General features: G+C 53.7%; 12 protein-coding genes. 6 read left to right on the top strand and 6 right to left on the bottom strand.

Features of this window, described 5'->3' with window-relative positions; genetic code table 11:
• Positions 1-82 precede the first annotated feature (82 nt).
• A complete protein-coding gene (locus tag ACFSX3_RS26620) occupies positions 83-1,540 on the top strand; it encodes an amidase family protein (protein ID WP_209992172.1) in 1,458 nt (485 codons plus the stop codon).
• Between the two features lie 99 nt (positions 1,541-1,639).
• On the opposite strand, the gene ACFSX3_RS26615 is transcribed toward ACFSX3_RS26620, so the two are convergent.
• Positions 1,640-2,197: a DUF1273 domain-containing protein gene (locus ACFSX3_RS26615; RefSeq protein WP_209992173.1), complete on the bottom strand. Its 558-nt coding sequence runs from the start codon at positions 2,195-2,197 to the stop codon at positions 1,640-1,642.
• 192 nt (positions 2,198-2,389) lie between these two features.
• Between ACFSX3_RS26615 and ACFSX3_RS26610 the strand changes: the two genes are divergently transcribed.
• The 3 genes from ACFSX3_RS26610 to ACFSX3_RS26600 are packed head-to-tail and all read left to right on the top strand — an operon-like array spanning position 2,390 to position 6,366.
• Positions 2,390-4,057, top strand: coding sequence for a spore germination protein (locus ACFSX3_RS26610; protein WP_379257862.1), 1,668 nt, complete (start codon positions 2,390-2,392; stop codon positions 4,055-4,057).
• Between the two features lie 28 nt (positions 4,058-4,085).
• Complete coding sequence (locus ACFSX3_RS26605; protein WP_209992174.1) at positions 4,086-5,189, top strand: GerAB/ArcD/ProY family transporter; 1,104 nt, start codon at positions 4,086-4,088, stop codon at positions 5,187-5,189.
• Positions 5,182-6,366 (top strand): Ger(x)C family spore germination protein, encoded by a 1,185-nt coding sequence (locus tag ACFSX3_RS26600; protein WP_209992175.1) that lies wholly within the window; start codon positions 5,182-5,184, stop codon positions 6,364-6,366. The genes ACFSX3_RS26605 and ACFSX3_RS26600 overlap by 8 nt, the downstream gene beginning before the upstream one ends.
• Positions 6,367-6,672: 306 nt before the next feature.
• Here ACFSX3_RS26600 and ACFSX3_RS26595 read toward each other — a convergent pair whose 3' ends face one another.
• A complete protein-coding gene (locus tag ACFSX3_RS26595; protein ID WP_209992176.1) occupies positions 6,673-8,703 on the bottom strand; it encodes a beta-galactosidase in 2,031 nt (676 codons plus the stop codon).
• A gap of 119 nt (positions 8,704-8,822) precedes the next feature.
• Between ACFSX3_RS26595 and ACFSX3_RS26590 the strand changes: the two genes are divergently transcribed.
• Positions 8,823-9,659 carry an AraC family transcriptional regulator gene (locus tag ACFSX3_RS26590; RefSeq protein ID WP_209992177.1) on the top strand — a complete coding sequence of 279 codons (837 nt, stop codon included), beginning with the start codon at positions 8,823-8,825 and terminating at the stop codon, positions 9,657-9,659.
• 93 nt (positions 9,660-9,752) lie between these two features.
• Here ACFSX3_RS26590 and ACFSX3_RS26585 read toward each other — a convergent pair whose 3' ends face one another.
• Entirely contained in the window at positions 9,753-10,679 is a 927-nt protein-coding gene (locus ACFSX3_RS26585) for a LysR family transcriptional regulator (RefSeq protein WP_209992178.1), read from the bottom strand.
• A gap of 119 nt (positions 10,680-10,798) precedes the next feature.
• Here ACFSX3_RS26585 and ACFSX3_RS26580 point away from each other — a divergent pair, with 119 nt between their 5' ends.
• Positions 10,799-10,987: a hypothetical protein gene (locus ACFSX3_RS26580; RefSeq protein WP_209992179.1), complete on the top strand. Its 189-nt coding sequence runs from the start codon at positions 10,799-10,801 to the stop codon at positions 10,985-10,987.
• A 106-nt stretch (positions 10,988-11,093) separates the two neighbouring features.
• Here ACFSX3_RS26580 and ACFSX3_RS26575 read toward each other — a convergent pair whose 3' ends face one another.
• From ACFSX3_RS26575 to ACFSX3_RS26565, 3 genes are read right to left on the bottom strand one after another with little or no spacing between them, the layout of a single operon-like run.
• Positions 11,094-12,398: an ABC transporter substrate-binding protein gene (locus ACFSX3_RS26575; protein ID WP_209992180.1), complete on the bottom strand. Its 1,305-nt coding sequence runs from the start codon at positions 12,396-12,398 to the stop codon at positions 11,094-11,096.
• Between the two features lie 59 nt (positions 12,399-12,457).
• Entirely contained in the window at positions 12,458-13,291 is an 834-nt protein-coding gene (locus ACFSX3_RS26570; RefSeq protein ID WP_036731277.1) for a carbohydrate ABC transporter permease, read from the bottom strand.
• On the bottom strand, positions 13,291-14,172 hold the full coding sequence (locus ACFSX3_RS26565) for a carbohydrate ABC transporter permease (protein ID WP_209992181.1): 882 nt from the start codon (positions 14,170-14,172) through the stop codon (positions 13,291-13,293). Before ACFSX3_RS26565 ends, ACFSX3_RS26570 begins: the two co-directional genes overlap by 1 nt.
• Positions 14,173-14,220 lie beyond the last annotated feature (48 nt).

The following is a 14,220-nucleotide window of genomic DNA, read 5'->3' as shown; positions in this document are numbered from 1 at the left end:
TTCTTTGGAGTCACGCATTCCCGGTCCGAAAAACTTACAAGAACAATCTATATAAATCCTAAAGGGAAGAAGCGTGGACCGCATGAGTTTTGAAATCGTAGAGGCTACTATTGCTGAGATTGGGGCTGCTCTGGATTCCGGAGAGATTACGTCCAGACAATTAGTCCTGATGTATCTTGAGCGCATTGCCGATCATGATAAAAGCGGCCTGACCGTCAATTCCGTGCTGGAGATTAATCCGGATGCGCTGTTCATCGCTGAATCCCTGGATACCGAGCGTCTGCATCAAGGCCCGCGCGGACCGCTGCACGGCATACCGGTGCTGCTGAAGGATAACATTAATACCGGGGACAACATGCATACCAGCGCGGGCTCGCTCGCTTTGGCGGATTCTTTTGCCGGAGAGGATGCCTTCATCGTCAGCAGGCTGCGCGAGGCGGGAGCTATCATTATGGGCAAAGCCAATATGACGGAATTCGCCAACTTCATGACGAACGGCATGCCCTCCGGCTACAGCTCCCGGGGCGGACAGGTGCTTAACCCTTACAATATCTCCACTCCGACAGGCGGCTCCAGCGCCGGATCTGCGGTAGCGGTCGCCTGCAATTTCTGCACGGTATCCGTTGGAACAGAAACCTCCGGCTCGATCCTCAATCCCGGCAATCTCGGCTCTATTATCGGTATTAAGCCCACGGTGGGGCTGATCAGCCGCTCCGGCATTCTGCCGCTCTCCAGTACGCAGGATACCGCCGGACCTATGGCACGAACGGTCCGGGATGCTGTGCTTCTGCTGAACGCCCTGCTCGGGCAGGATGAGAAGGATGCCGCCATGGGCACTAACAGAGGCAAGGTTCATGAGGATTATACTGTCTTCCTGGATGCCAACGGACTGCAAGGGGCCCGCATCGGAATTCCGCGCGATTATTATTTCGAGGAGCTGACAGAGGAGCAGTTGGCGCTGTTCAATGCTTCTGTGGAGAGAATGCGCGAGCTTGGGGCAACCATCATAGATCCGGCAGAGATTACCACGGCGCGGGAGATCGGCTATTCGTCCGTGGTGCTGAATGAATTCAAAACCTCGCTGAACGCCTACCTGGCCCGCCTGGGTCCAGGTGCACCCATGCGTACCCTGAAGGATATTATTGATTTCAATCATGCCCATCCGGTCCAGACGCTGAAGTTCGGGCAAGCAACCCTGCTCGATGCCGAACTTACGACTTCCGGCACCTTCACTGAGCCGCAATATCTGCGTGACCGCATGACGGATCTCAGGCTCTGCAAGGAGTTAGGGATCGACGCTACTATGCGCGAGCATCAGCTCGATGCCCTGCTGTTCCCCGCCGACTTCGGCGCACGAATTACCTCAAGAGCCGGATATCCGTCCATCGTTGTGCCGTCAGGCTATACCTCAGCCGGTGCCCCCTTCGGCGTAACCTTCTCTGCCCGCGCTTATGAGGAGCCGGTGCTGATCAGACTCGCTTACGCGTATGAACAGAACTATAAGGTGCGGAAGGCCCCCTCGCTCCAAAGCTTCATCTGACCCTTCCCCGCCCTAATCTGCGGCTATCCCCATATGCCTGTTGCCTTCACGGGACAGGCCCCAGGTGCGCAGCTCGTAGCTGCGGATAGCTGGTCCCCCTTATTCATAGTGCCGCTGGCTCTCTTCGTCAGCGATGTTCTGAATCTCCTCCGCGTGCATCAGATACAGCTCATACTCGCCTTCGGCATGCAGCTTCATGGCACGCTCCTTAGTGAACTTCGCACTGCCTTCTGCGGCGTCCTCGTCATAGAACAACAGTATCCCGTCACTTTTGCGGAAAAGCAGATCATCTCTGGCCCGGAACTGCCAGCTTCCGTCATAGGGCGCATTACTTACGGCACCGTAATAGTCGGCTCCGGCAACAATACGGCGGTACTCATTCTGCTTCTCTTCCTTCCACTTCTCCTCCGGCGCCGCATGTGCCGTAATGATGCCCAGCTTCAGTCCGGGGTATTGCTGCTTCAGCTCCAGTACCACCTCGCAGGCCCACAGATCGACGCCATATTGGCCGGGCGTGATGATCCATTCCAGCCCCTCCTCCACCAGCGGTACAATCCTGTTCGTGAGCGCTTTTTTGATATAGGGAATGCCCTGATGCTTGCTATCATAAATACCCAGCTCGTGGGCACGGTAGCCTGTGACTAGTAGAGTTTTCATGTGCTGCCTCTTTCCTGAACGCATAATTTCCGCTGTGCTGAACAATTAGCTCTATTAAATATTATATACCCTGTAACTCATCCGGTTTTGATTTATATTTTTCGGTAAAATGACTAAATTCAAACAAACTTTGGAAAACTTCATGAACAAGGATATGTTCGCGTCAAGGATTCTTAATTTCTACGGCTGGGGATGATCACACTGTTCGCTACCATTGTATCGTTTATACCCGGCTGGGCAATCTTTGGTCAGGCGGGTGCGGCTCTGCTTGTTCCATTGTTCCTTAGATATATATACAGATCGCTCTACCGGTTCGTAGGAAGCGGCCGGGGGCAGATTGGCTATGGCACCAAAACCGCCCGCCAGTCACAGCCGCCCGTTCCTGCGCATTCTGACACACCACGCCCGGCTTCCTTCAGCGGTAACTACAATTCGGACCTGCTTGCAGTGAAAGCCGCCATCGGAGGCAACAGCGATCTGCATTTCAGAGAATTCACGATCGCCCATTCCGGTGCACGGGCCGTGCTTATCCATATTAGCGGCATGCAGAATGACCGGGTGCTGAATATGCAAATTATGCAGTTTCTGATGTACGACTTGCCCGCCGGTCCTCTGTCTTCCGCAGAAATTGCCGGCCGGCTGCTCCCCTTCAGTGAGCTTAAAGAAGAGGCGGCTATAGACAACTTCAATAAACTCCTCCTCTTCGGACATGGCGGTCTGCTGATTGAAGGCCTGCCCTGCGGGCTCCTGGTAGAGCTGCCCGGATCTGCTAACCGCTCGATTGGCGAGCCGGTCTCCGAAGCGCTGCTCCGCGGCCCCCGGCTGGGCTTCTCCGAGGTGCTTAGCGAGAATACGGCCATGCTCCGCCGCCAGGGCTTCAATGACCAGCTTGAGATGAAGTCTTACCGGGCAGGCAACACGATTCAGCGGGACATTGTGCTCGCCTACATGAAGGATATCGTCAATCCTGACCTGCTGGAGGAGGTCAAGAACCGGATCTGCAAAATCGACTTTGATTTCCTGGCCGAATCCGGTTATATCGAGCAGCTGATTGAGGATAATTACCTCAGTCCCTTCCAGCAGCTTCAGAACACCGAACGGCCGGACAGAGTCATCAGCGCCCTGCTCGAAGGACGGATTGCCATTATGCTGGATGGTACGCCCTTCGTGCTCATTGCGCCGGTGACCTTCAGTATGCTGCTGCAGTCGCCGGAAGACTATTATGAGCGCTGGCTTCCGGGCACCCTGCTGCGGCTGCTGCGGTTCACCGCCTCCTTCCTGGCCCTGATGGCTCCGGCCCTGTACATCTCTTTCATCTCCTATCATCCGGGACTGATTCCTACGGAACTGGCGATTACGATCATCAAGACCCGGCAGGGCGTGCCCTTCCCTTCATTAATTGAAGTGCTGATTCTGGAGATCTCCATCGAGATCCTGCGCGAAGCCGGCATCCGGCTGCCGAAGCCGATCGGTCCGGCGATGGGCATCGTCGGCGGTCTGATCATCGGCGATGCAGCGGTACAGGCAGGAATCGTCAGTCCGTTCCTGGTAATTACAGTTGCTGTAACCGCCATCTCCTCTTTCTCCATTCCCATGTACAGCGCGGGGATCACACTGCGGATGCTGCGCTTCGTTGGCATGCTGTTTGCGTCAGTGCTGGGGATGTACGGTACCATTCTGTTCTTCCTGCTGATCTTCTGCCATTTGAGCAAGCTCAAGAGCTTCGGCGTGCCTTATCTGTCGCCGATCTCCCCTTTCCGCATAAGTGACTGGAAGGATCTGTTCCTGCGCGCCCCGATGGCTATGATGAAACGCAGGCCCGTCATGATGAAGACCCGGCAGAACAAACGTAAGTCATAACCGCGCCCGCGCGTAAGGAGGACGTATCATGTTCATACGCACTGATGACAAAATCACTGCTGCACAAACCGCCGTTTTCTTGAACAATACGCTGCTGGGCGCGGGCATTCTTACGCTGCCGCGCAGTGTAAGCCAGACTGTCAAAACTCCGGATGGCTGGATTTCCGTCCTGCTGGGCGGAGCGATTGTAATGCTCGCAGTACTTGTCATGGTGAAGATCAGCCAGCAGTTCCCGGGACAAACCGTCTTCCAGTATGCCGGCCGGCTCACCGGCCGGTTCATCGGGGCAGCCCTGTCCCTGCTGCTCATTCTGTATTTCATCACGATCGCCGGCTTTGAGATCCGCACACTGGCTGAGGTTACCCTGTTCTTCCTGCTGGAAGGGACCCCTATCTGGGCGGTGATTCTGCCTTTTCTCTGGCTGAGCACCTATCTGGTGTATGGAGGGATCAACTCTATAGCCCGTGTCTACACCATTGTGTTTCCAATTAGTATTATGATTCTGCTGATCTCCTTCATCCTCAGCCTGCGGATATTTGACATCGAGCATCTGCGGCCTGTACTCGGCAATGGATTGGCCCCCGTATTCGCAGGCCTGAAATCCACAGTGCTTATCTTCACAGGCTGTGAAGTTACTATGACGCTTATAGCATTCATGCAGGACCCTAAGCAAGCTGTCAAAGCTATTCTCGGAGGTCTGGCGATTATGGTGGGAATTTACCTCCTGACTGTTGTTATAGTGATCGGTGGGATTTCTATTAATTCCGCCCTTACCAGCACCTGGCCCACCATCGACCTGATGCGTACCTTTGAGGTGCCGGGATTTTTCTTCGAGCGGATGGAATTCCCGTTCATGGTCATCTGGCTGATGCAGATGTTCTGCAATTTCAGCAGCTTTTTCTTCCAGGCCTCACTGGGCCTTTCACAGATATTCAAGCTTAAGATCCATTCGGTTATTTATGCACTGGTTCCGCTTCTGTTCATCTCCGCGATGGTGCCGAAGTCCTTAAACGACCTGTTTGCACTCGGGGATGCCATCGGCAAGCTGGGCTCGCTACTGTTCTTGCTCGTGCCTGTCCTGCTCTCCATAGTGTGGCTCATCCGGGCGAAGGGGCTGAAGCAGCATGTATAGACGAATTCTGGTACTGCTGTGCAGCCTGATGATCCTTGCTACGCAGACCTCCTGCTGGAGCAGCAAGGAGATTGAGGATCTGGCCCTATACGCCGGGCTGGCTATGGATACTGCGGAGCTGTCTCCCACAGAACAGAAGCTGGAGGAACAAGGCTCGACTTATACCAAGCGGAATAGGATTACAGCCACGGTTCAGGTGGTTCCGGCTAATTCTGTAGGAGGTGTAGAGAGTACAAACGGCAGCGAAGCTCCTTATATGAATGTAACAGGAACTGGAGACTCTGTATTGGAGATCTTCCGCCAGTATTCCATCCTGCGGGAACGGCCCATTATCGGGCATCACCTTAAGGTGATTGTCGTGTCCAGCGAGCTGCTTAAGCAGCAGAGCATGAACCAGCTAATGGATTTTGTGCTTCGGGACAATGACATCCGCCCCAGTACAATGGTATTCATAAGCCAGGGCCGGGCAAAAGATACAATGATTTCCAATCAAAAGAGTGTAATCCCTGCCTTTCACATCAGAGATATGATGCGTAATCAGAAGAGAACCAGCAAGGTGCTGGCCCCGGTTATTTTATCCAAGCTGGATTCCCTCATGTACTCCAAACGCAGTTATGCGCTGCAGAACCTGGTGACGGCGAACGGCGAGGTGGAGTTCTCTGGAGCCGGGGTGATCAAGGGAGATACCGGGCACTGGGTGGGAGCGCTGAATCAGGAGGATACCGAATGCCTGTCCTGGCTGACCAACAGAGGGAAGAGCGGTGTCATCAAAACCTATGATTGGAGCAATGAGCCGATCACCTATGAACTCAAGGCCATGAAAAGTAAAATCACTGCCAAAGTAGACGGTGATCATCTGTCCTTCGACGTCAAGCTTACCACGGAAGGACGGCTGAGTGAGACCTGGAACGAAGAGGAATACCCTGCGGCCACACATCTTCCCCAAAAAGCAGAGAAGCTGTTCAATAAGCGGCTGGAGCAGATGATGCAGAGCCTATTTCACAAGCTGCAGTCGGATTACAAAGCAGATGCCATCGGATTCTCCAGCATGCTCAAGATTCAGGAACCCGCCCTATGGCGCAAGCTGGAGGACCACTGGGATGAGGTGTTCAGCCGGACTCCCATTCATCTTGAAGTGGATTTGAAGATTACAGACTTCGGTTCCTTCACGCTATAGCACCAAGCAGGATCAACAACTTAAGCACTTGGATGGACGCTGCGTGAACGGACCGATGTTCCAATCGCTTTTCCACATTCGTTCCGTCCTCTCCGCTGTTTAAGCGGTTTTTCGTTTACATTCGGCCTACGCGGTGCACCCACTCCAATTGTGTTCGGTTTTTCCTTAAAATTTGTTAAATAGATGAACAGATGACGTTCTGTTTTTAGGCGCGCTGCTCATTTTCATGCTGGAGTATACAAAAACAAAAGCAGCGATTCTCCTATTACGGGAGAATCGCTGCTTTTTTAACGTCGTTGTAGTCGATTACTGTTTGTCTGAGAGGATCAGTACTCCACGGCCAGGAACTACAGTGGAGCCGCTGAACTTCTTGCCGGTAAGCAGATCGGTCCGCTCGCCGGTGCCGATATCCGCACTAAGCTCCTCTTCGGCGTGGTTCAGCAGGAACAGGTAGGATACGCCATCCTTCACACGCTGTACAGACTCGATGCCTTCCGGTGCGCTGACCAGTGGAGCAATGCCGTTATCAGCGCATAGGTTCCCCAGGAATCCGCGCAGGAAGGCGGCATCCGGGCTTGTCGCCACATAATAGGCTTGGCCTGCGCCGAAGCGGTTCACGGTCAGGGCCGGCATTCCTTTATAGAAGTCCGTACCATATTCAGCGAGCACTTCTGCGCCTTCGGTATGAATCAGGTCACAGAGCAGATCGCAGCCATATGAACGGTTAAGGGAGCCCCACTCCTTGTTCATCACGATCTCATTGCTCATGCCCGGCAGCAGGGCGTCGATCTCCTCGGCCCAGATGCCGAGAACCTTGCGCAGCTCTCCAGGATAACCGCCAACCGTGACCAGATCGTTCTCATTGACGATGCCGCTGAAATAGGTCGTAATGAAGGTGCCGCCTGCCTGGACGAAGGCTTCGACCTTCTCGGCGAAGCCCGGCTTCACCATATACAGCACCGGTGCAATGACAATCTTATATTTCGACAGATCCTCTTCTACGCCGATCATATCCGCTTCAATATTCTGCTGATAGAGCGCATCATAATACTTATGGACCTCGTCCACATATTTCAGTGCAACAGACGGGCCGCTGGAGAGATCAAGCGCCCAGCGGTTCTCCCAGTCGTAGACAATCCCGATCTGCGCCGCACTGCGTGCATCCAGCAGTTCGCCGCCCAGACTTTCCAGCTCCCGGCCCAGCTCGGCACATTCGCGGAATACGCGGGTATGCTCATGCCCTACATGCTCAATGACCGCTCCGTGGTATTTCTCGCAAGCGCCGATGGACCGCCGCAGCTGGAAGAACAGCACGGTGTCAGCACCGCGCGCTACCGCCTGATAGCTCCAGAGGCGCATGACGCCGGGACGCTTCAGGGAATTGTACGGCTGCCAGTTCTGCTGGCTTGGCGTCTGCTCCATCAGCATGAACGGCTGGCCGTTCTTCAAGCCGCGCATCAGATCATGCGTCATCGCCGTATAGCTGACCGGGGTGTCCAAGGACGGATAGTTATCCCAAGAGATTACATCCAGATATTTGGCCCATTTGAAATAATCCAGCTCCGGGTAGAAACCCATCAGATTGGTCGTAACCGGAATATCCTTGCTGTGCTCCTTGATGGCCTCATATTCGAGGATGTAGCATTCCAGCAGGCTATCCGACATGAATCTGCGGTAGTCCAGAGAAATCCCCTGGAAGTTGGTCCGGTTGCCGCCCCACTCTTCACTGAGTTCATTCGGAACAACGATTTCCTCCCAGTCATAGAAGGTATGGCCCCAGAACCGGGTGTTCCAGGCTTTGTTGAGCGCATCCAGCGTTCCATAGCGGTCCTTCAACCAGACGCGAAAAGCAGCCTCGGACTGCTCAGAGTAATCATATCCGCCGTATTCATTGGAGATATGCCAGGCCACCAGGCCCGGATGATCCTTGTAGCGCTCAGCCAGCTTGCCGGCCAGCAGAGCCGCATATTTGCGGTACACTGCGCTGTTCGGATTGGAATTGTGACGCCCGCCGAATTTACGCTTCCGGCCCTGAACATCCACGCGGGTTACCTCCGGATAGCGGTGAGCCATCCAGGCCGGATGTGCTCCGGTACCCGTAGCCAGACATACATATGTGCCGTTCTTATATAAGCGGTCGATTAACTCATCCAGACCGCTGAAATCGTACGTATCCTCAGACGGCTGAATCAGTGCCCAGGAGAACACGTTGATGGTTGCTACGTCAATGCCCGCGAGCTTGAACATCCGCTCGTCCTCCGCCCAGACCGGGGCCTCCCATTGCTCCGGGTTATAATCTCCACCGTACCAGATCTTAGGTAACTTCTCGTTGATCACACTACGCACATCCTTTATAGTATAAGTATATTCTTATTTTAATCTCTATCTCTATCGCTATAAATATAATATTAATGAATTTGAATATAATAATATGGAACAACAGGAGATGAACCAGAATGTCACTGGATGCCGTCCGCAGAATCGTATTCGCCCAGGAGAGCGGCCAGCTGCTCCCCATCACGCTGGATAGTATGGGCTATAATCCCGATCAGGAAAAAGTATCCCGGCCGCAAGGCTATCACACCTATCACTGGCTGCAAACGGCGTATGGCGAAGGGATGCTCCACTTCGACAACAAGAAGCTCACCCTCACCGAAGGCAGCGGCATTCTGCTGATGCCCGGTACTCCGCACCGCTATGAAGCACTCTCATCCGAGGCATGGCGCACCTATTATCTCACCTTCGGCGGGACTTCAGCCCGGCATATTCTGGAGTCGCTTGGCATGAACACCAGCTTGTTCTACCGCTGGGAGAGCGGGGCGCCGCTGCAATGGATGCTGAAGGAGATGCTGGACCGCCACGATGCTTCGAATGACATGTTCAGCCTCGGCGAATCCAGCGATGCCTACCGGTTCCTGCTGACCCTGAACAAATACGGGCAGCTGCATAACAACACGGCGATCTCCCGCAATGTAGACAAGCTTCAGCCGCTGCTGAAATGGATGGACAGCCATTATGGCGATCCCGAGATAGGTCTCAGTGATCTCGCTTCCCGGCTTGAGGTGTCTGGCAGATATCTGAACAGCCTGTTCCTGCAGACCTTCGGGCTCTCGCCCTATGCTTATTTCGTCCGGCTACGCATCCGCAAGAGCAAGGAACTGCTGGTCGCCCAGCCTCTGCTTACCGTCAAGGCCATCTCGCAGCTGGTCGGCTTCCGCGATGTCAGCCATTTCGTCGCCACCTTCCGCAAGCAGTCGGCGGTTACGCCGGAGCAGTTCCGGAAGCTGCACTAACCCCTGAACATGCAAAAGACGGATACCCTCCACCTAAGTGGGGTATCCGTCTTTTGCGGCATGAATATATGATCTTATACTACGTGTATAATTTCACTGCGCCTGTTCCTCCACGGCACCGCCGCTGCCTTGCAGCCTTTCTGTACCGCTCACCGCTTCCGGCAGCCCTGCCTTCAGCTCTTCTATGAACATCCGGAACGCGCTCGTCATATAGAGGTCGCGCCGCCGGATGAATACCGTCGGCACCTCTGCATACTGCTCGGGGAACGGATAGATCCGGATACCCTCCGTGACATTCATCCGCGTGAAATAGGATAACGGCAGCACCCCATAGCCAATTCCCGCCCTTACGCAGCCGAGCAGTCCTTCCATTGTCCCGAACTCCATTACCTTGCCCAGCCGTCCGCCCTCTTCCGCCAGCCAGCTCTCCAGCCTGCTCCGGTACAGACATTCTGAATTCAGCATCAGCAGGGTCTTGTCATGAACAGAGCGGATACCCTGATAGTCCATCGTATCGGGAATCACCAGCCCGATCCGTTCCTGGATGAGCAGCTCCTGAACAAGCTCCGGGTGCTCCACCGGTCCGTCCATCAAGGCCCCCTGCACGTTATGCTGCAGAACCGACTCGAGAAGCTCTCCCGCCCGTCCGACCTTAAGATGAACTTCCACATCCGGGTAGCACCCGCGGTATGTGGACAGGATAGCAGGCAGCCACACTGCCGCCGTCGTATCCGAGCCAACGCTAATAGAGCCTGTCGGAACCGGCGAATCCAGTACCGCCAGCTTGGCCTCATCCAGCAGATTAAGAATCTTGACCGTATACTCCAGGAACGTCCGTCCGGCCGAGGTCAAGGTGATTCCCCGGCTATGCCGGTAGAACAGCGGAGTCTTCAGCTCCTGCTCCAGCTGCTGGATTCTTGCGGTCACATTAGACTGCACATAGTTCAGGCTTTGAGCTGCCTTTGAGATACTTCCTTCTTCGGCAACCGCTAGAAACACTTTGAGAAGACCCGTATCCATGCTGCATCGCTCCCCCCGGATCATCCATCAGCCGCAGTGATGGCCACCATCATTTCCCTTCATTATACATGATCCGCTCCACAGCTTATGATAAAAATACCAAAGAAGGAGTGATACTCATGGGAAATAAACAGTGGAATTTCAAGATCCCCGGCAGCCCGGAAGATACCGCATTAGCTATAGATACGAAGCAGATTACCACCGTCTATGACCTGCTGGACAGGCTGCGGCAAGCACAGTCCCAGACTCCGCAGATTACCCCTGCCCTCTCCCGCACCTCTGGAAATAAACGCTATCCTTCCGCCTGATGAATCGCCCTCCGCCACCGGATACACGAAGGACGCCCTGCCTTCTCTCCTATTCGGAGAGAGACTGGAGCGTCCTTCATTGCTTCGCTTACTTAAGCGCTGCTGCTTATTTCTTCAGCTTATCCCAGGCAGCCTGCATGCCCTTCTCCCAGCCGGCTTCATCCACTTTGCCGGCAATCAATTCCTGAATGGAGCTGGCGAATTCCTGTGTAACGCCATCAGGGAATTTGGATGCCTGCAATCCATAGACCTTGTCTTCTTTTACATAATTCCAGACATCCGCACCCAGCAGACCGATATCCTCAGGAGTTGCCGGAATGGTGGACAGCGCAGGAATGAACTTCCATTTCTTCACGATATACTCTTTCCCCATATCCGAAGTGACCAGCCAGTTCAGGAATGTCTTCGCTTCTTCCTTGGAGCCGGATTCCTTGTTCACTACCAGGTTCGCCGGAACGCCCACCGACAGCTTATCGTTCATGGCCGCATCATCGTTGATTGGCATCGGGAACATCCCGATGTTCATGTCCGGCGTAATGTTGTCTACCAGCGTCTGAGCCCAGTTGCCTTCCTGCATCATAGCCGTTTCGCCCTTAGCGAACAGCGCCAGGTGAGTGTTGGCATCCGTGGTCAGAGGATTCTTCTGGCCGTATTTTACCGTCAGGTTCAACAGGTTGCTCCAATCCTTGAACTTCTCATTCCCCACGATCGATGCGGTTCCGTCGTTCAGGCCCTTGATGAATTCATCCACATTATCCTGCTGTGCAAAAGCTACGCTAATCCCCTGAATCCCCAGCAGCCACCATTCCTGATAAGCGTTGCCGAATGGAGTTACGTTAATGGCCTGTAGCTTCTTAGCAGCTTCTTCAAGCTGGGAAATGGTTTTTGGCGTCTCTGTAATCCCGGCTTTGGCGAACAGGTCCTTGTTGTATACATAACCGATTCCTTCAAGGTTCATTGGCATCCCGTAGGTTTTGCCGTCCTTGGTCATAGGCTCTGCTGCAAGTGGAATCAGATCCTTCACCCAAGGCTGGTCCGACAGGTCTTCCAGTTTGTCTGCCCACAGTGCCATTTCGGCATACCCGCCGTTACTGAAAATATCAGGAGCATCGCCGGAAGCGAATTTGGTCTTGAGCGCTGCACCATAGTCTGCGCCGCCGCCCACGGTCTGGATATCCAGCTTGATGTTAGGATGCTCTTTCTCGAATTCCACCTTCAGCTCATTCAGGCCTTCCACGATCTCAGTCTTGAACTGGAAAATCTTAACGGTCTTCACAGCGCCGCTATTGCCAGCGCTTCCATTAGAAGTATTATTTGAGGCAGACTTATCGGCATTGCCGCCACAAGCCGCGAGCACTACTGACATTAGCATTACGGATGACAACATCAGTGCAGAATGTTTCTTCATCATTTGATATTTCCCCCTTGAATAATTTAACTGCTTCTTATGTGGAACGGGAGCCCGGTGAATTAACCCTTCACCGAGCCAGCCGCTATTCCCTCAACAATGTAACGCTGCATGAACAGATAAAAGATGACGATCGGGGCAATCCCGATGGTCAGTGCCGGAAGCGCCATATCCCACTGCTTCGTGTATTGGCCGAAGAAGGAGAAGGTCGCCAGCGGAATCGTACGCAGTCCGGGTGCCTGAAGAATCAGGGACGGCAGCAGATAGTCATTCCAGATTCCCAGGGCATTCAGCACGATAATAGTCATCAGCATCGGCTTCAGCAGTGGCAATACAATCCGGAAGAACGCCGAGATCGGGTTACAGCCATCTACCGTAGCCGCCTCTTCAATCTCCAGCGGCACGGACTTGATGAAGCCGTGGAACAGGAAGATCGCCATCGGAATGCTAAGGCCCAGATGGGAGATAATGAGACCTGTGAAGGAGTTGTTCACGCCCAGGACATTCACAACCTTCAGGATCGGAATCATAATCGTCTGGAACGGAACCACCATCGCCGCTACCATCAGCAGCAGGAGAATCTGGTTGAACCGGTTATTGGCACGTACCATACGGTACGCCGCCATCGCGCTGAACAGCGAGATAAGCGCTACACTGATGATCGTAATGATCAGCGAGTTGCGGAAGGCCTCGGAGAACCGGGCCAGCTTCCAGGCATTCGCATAGTTCGACCACATGAAGGTCTGCGGCCAGCTTGCCGCGTCGCTCAGAATCTCGCCGAAGGATTTCACCGAGTTCGCCAGCAGGAAGTAGAACGGAGAGAGGAACAGAAGCGCCAGAAGGATCATAATCACTTCAATGCCGATATTCCATCTGCTTTTGGTCTTGGCATTCATTAAGCTTCTACCTCCTTGCTCTTCGTTATACGAACCTGAATGACAGTGATCAGCGCTACAATGAGGAAGAATAACAGCGCCTTCGCCGTACCCAGACCATAACGGTTGTTCAGGAAGGCTTCGTTATAGATGTTCATCGCTACAGATTCCGTCGATTTGAACGGTCCGCCTTTGGTCAGCGAGAGGTTGAGGTCGAACATCTTGAAGGACCAGGAGATCGCCAGGAACAGTCCGATCGTAACCGCAGGCATAATCAGCGGAAGGATGATATTACGCAGCACCTGCATCCGGGAGGCACCGTCAATCTCGGCAGCTTCGAGCACCTCTTTGGAGACGTTGCTGAGCGAAGCGATGTAGATGACCATCAGATAGCCGGAGGACTGCCAGATGAAGACCATGACAATTGCCCAGAAGCCGGTTGTCGCATCCCCGAGCCAGGGAAGGTTGAAGAAGGACAGGCCGGTAAGATCGCCCATAGTGGCGAAGCCTTTGATGAAGATGAACTGCCAGATGAACCCGAGCAGCAGGCCCCCGATCACATTCGGCATGAAAAAAATGGTCCGGAGCATATTGCGTGTCTTCAAAGGTTTGGTCAACAGATAGGCCAGGAAGAAGCCTACTACGTTAGTCAAAATCACACCCAGCACGGTGAACCTCACGGTAAACCAGAAGGATGACCAGAAGTCGTGATCATTCGTAAAAATACTTTTAAAATTCTCAAAGCCGACCCAGCTTACATTACCGGATACGCCGTTCCAGTCCGTGAAGGAGTAGTACATCCCCATCAGAAACGGAACAATCATGATCAAGGTAAAAAACAATAATGCCGGGCCAACGAAAAATACCTGCTGACCAAACTGGGACAATTTATTGCCGCGCATGTATGGCCCCCCTTTCTTTTACTCACTCACTTGTTTATGATCTAAAGA

It is taken from the genome of Paenibacillus rhizoplanae, from assembly GCF_042684125.1.
Classification (GTDB): domain Bacteria; phylum Bacillota; class Bacilli; order Paenibacillales; family Paenibacillaceae; genus Paenibacillus_AQ; species Paenibacillus_AQ rhizoplanae.
This window is presented reverse-complemented; position numbering and strand designations above follow the sequence as displayed.

Coding starts and splice junctions, on each gene's coding strand:
- ACFSX3_RS26620 (WP_209992172.1), top strand. CDS start 83: ATGAGTTTTGAAATCGTAGAGGCTACTATTGCTGAGATTGGGGCTGCT.
- ACFSX3_RS26615 (WP_209992173.1), bottom strand. CDS start 2,197: ATGAAAACTCTACTAGTCACAGGCTACCGTGCCCACGAGCTGGGTATT.
- ACFSX3_RS26610 (WP_379257862.1), top strand. CDS start 2,390: ATGATCACACTGTTCGCTACCATTGTATCGTTTATACCCGGCTGGGCA.
- ACFSX3_RS26605 (WP_209992174.1), top strand. CDS start 4,086: ATGTTCATACGCACTGATGACAAAATCACTGCTGCACAAACCGCCGTT.
- ACFSX3_RS26600 (WP_209992175.1), top strand. CDS start 5,182: ATGTATAGACGAATTCTGGTACTGCTGTGCAGCCTGATGATCCTTGCT.
- ACFSX3_RS26590 (WP_209992177.1), top strand. CDS start 8,823: ATGTCACTGGATGCCGTCCGCAGAATCGTATTCGCCCAGGAGAGCGGC.
- ACFSX3_RS26585 (WP_209992178.1), bottom strand. CDS start 10,679: ATGGATACGGGTCTTCTCAAAGTGTTTCTAGCGGTTGCCGAAGAAGGA.
- ACFSX3_RS26580 (WP_209992179.1), top strand. CDS start 10,799: ATGGGAAATAAACAGTGGAATTTCAAGATCCCCGGCAGCCCGGAAGAT.
- ACFSX3_RS26575 (WP_209992180.1), bottom strand. CDS start 12,398: ATGATGAAGAAACATTCTGCACTGATGTTGTCATCCGTAATGCTAATG.
- ACFSX3_RS26570 (WP_036731277.1), bottom strand. CDS start 13,291: ATGAATGCCAAGACCAAAAGCAGATGGAATATCGGCATTGAAGTGATT.
- ACFSX3_RS26565 (WP_209992181.1), bottom strand. CDS start 14,172: ATGCGCGGCAATAAATTGTCCCAGTTTGGTCAGCAGGTATTTTTCGTT.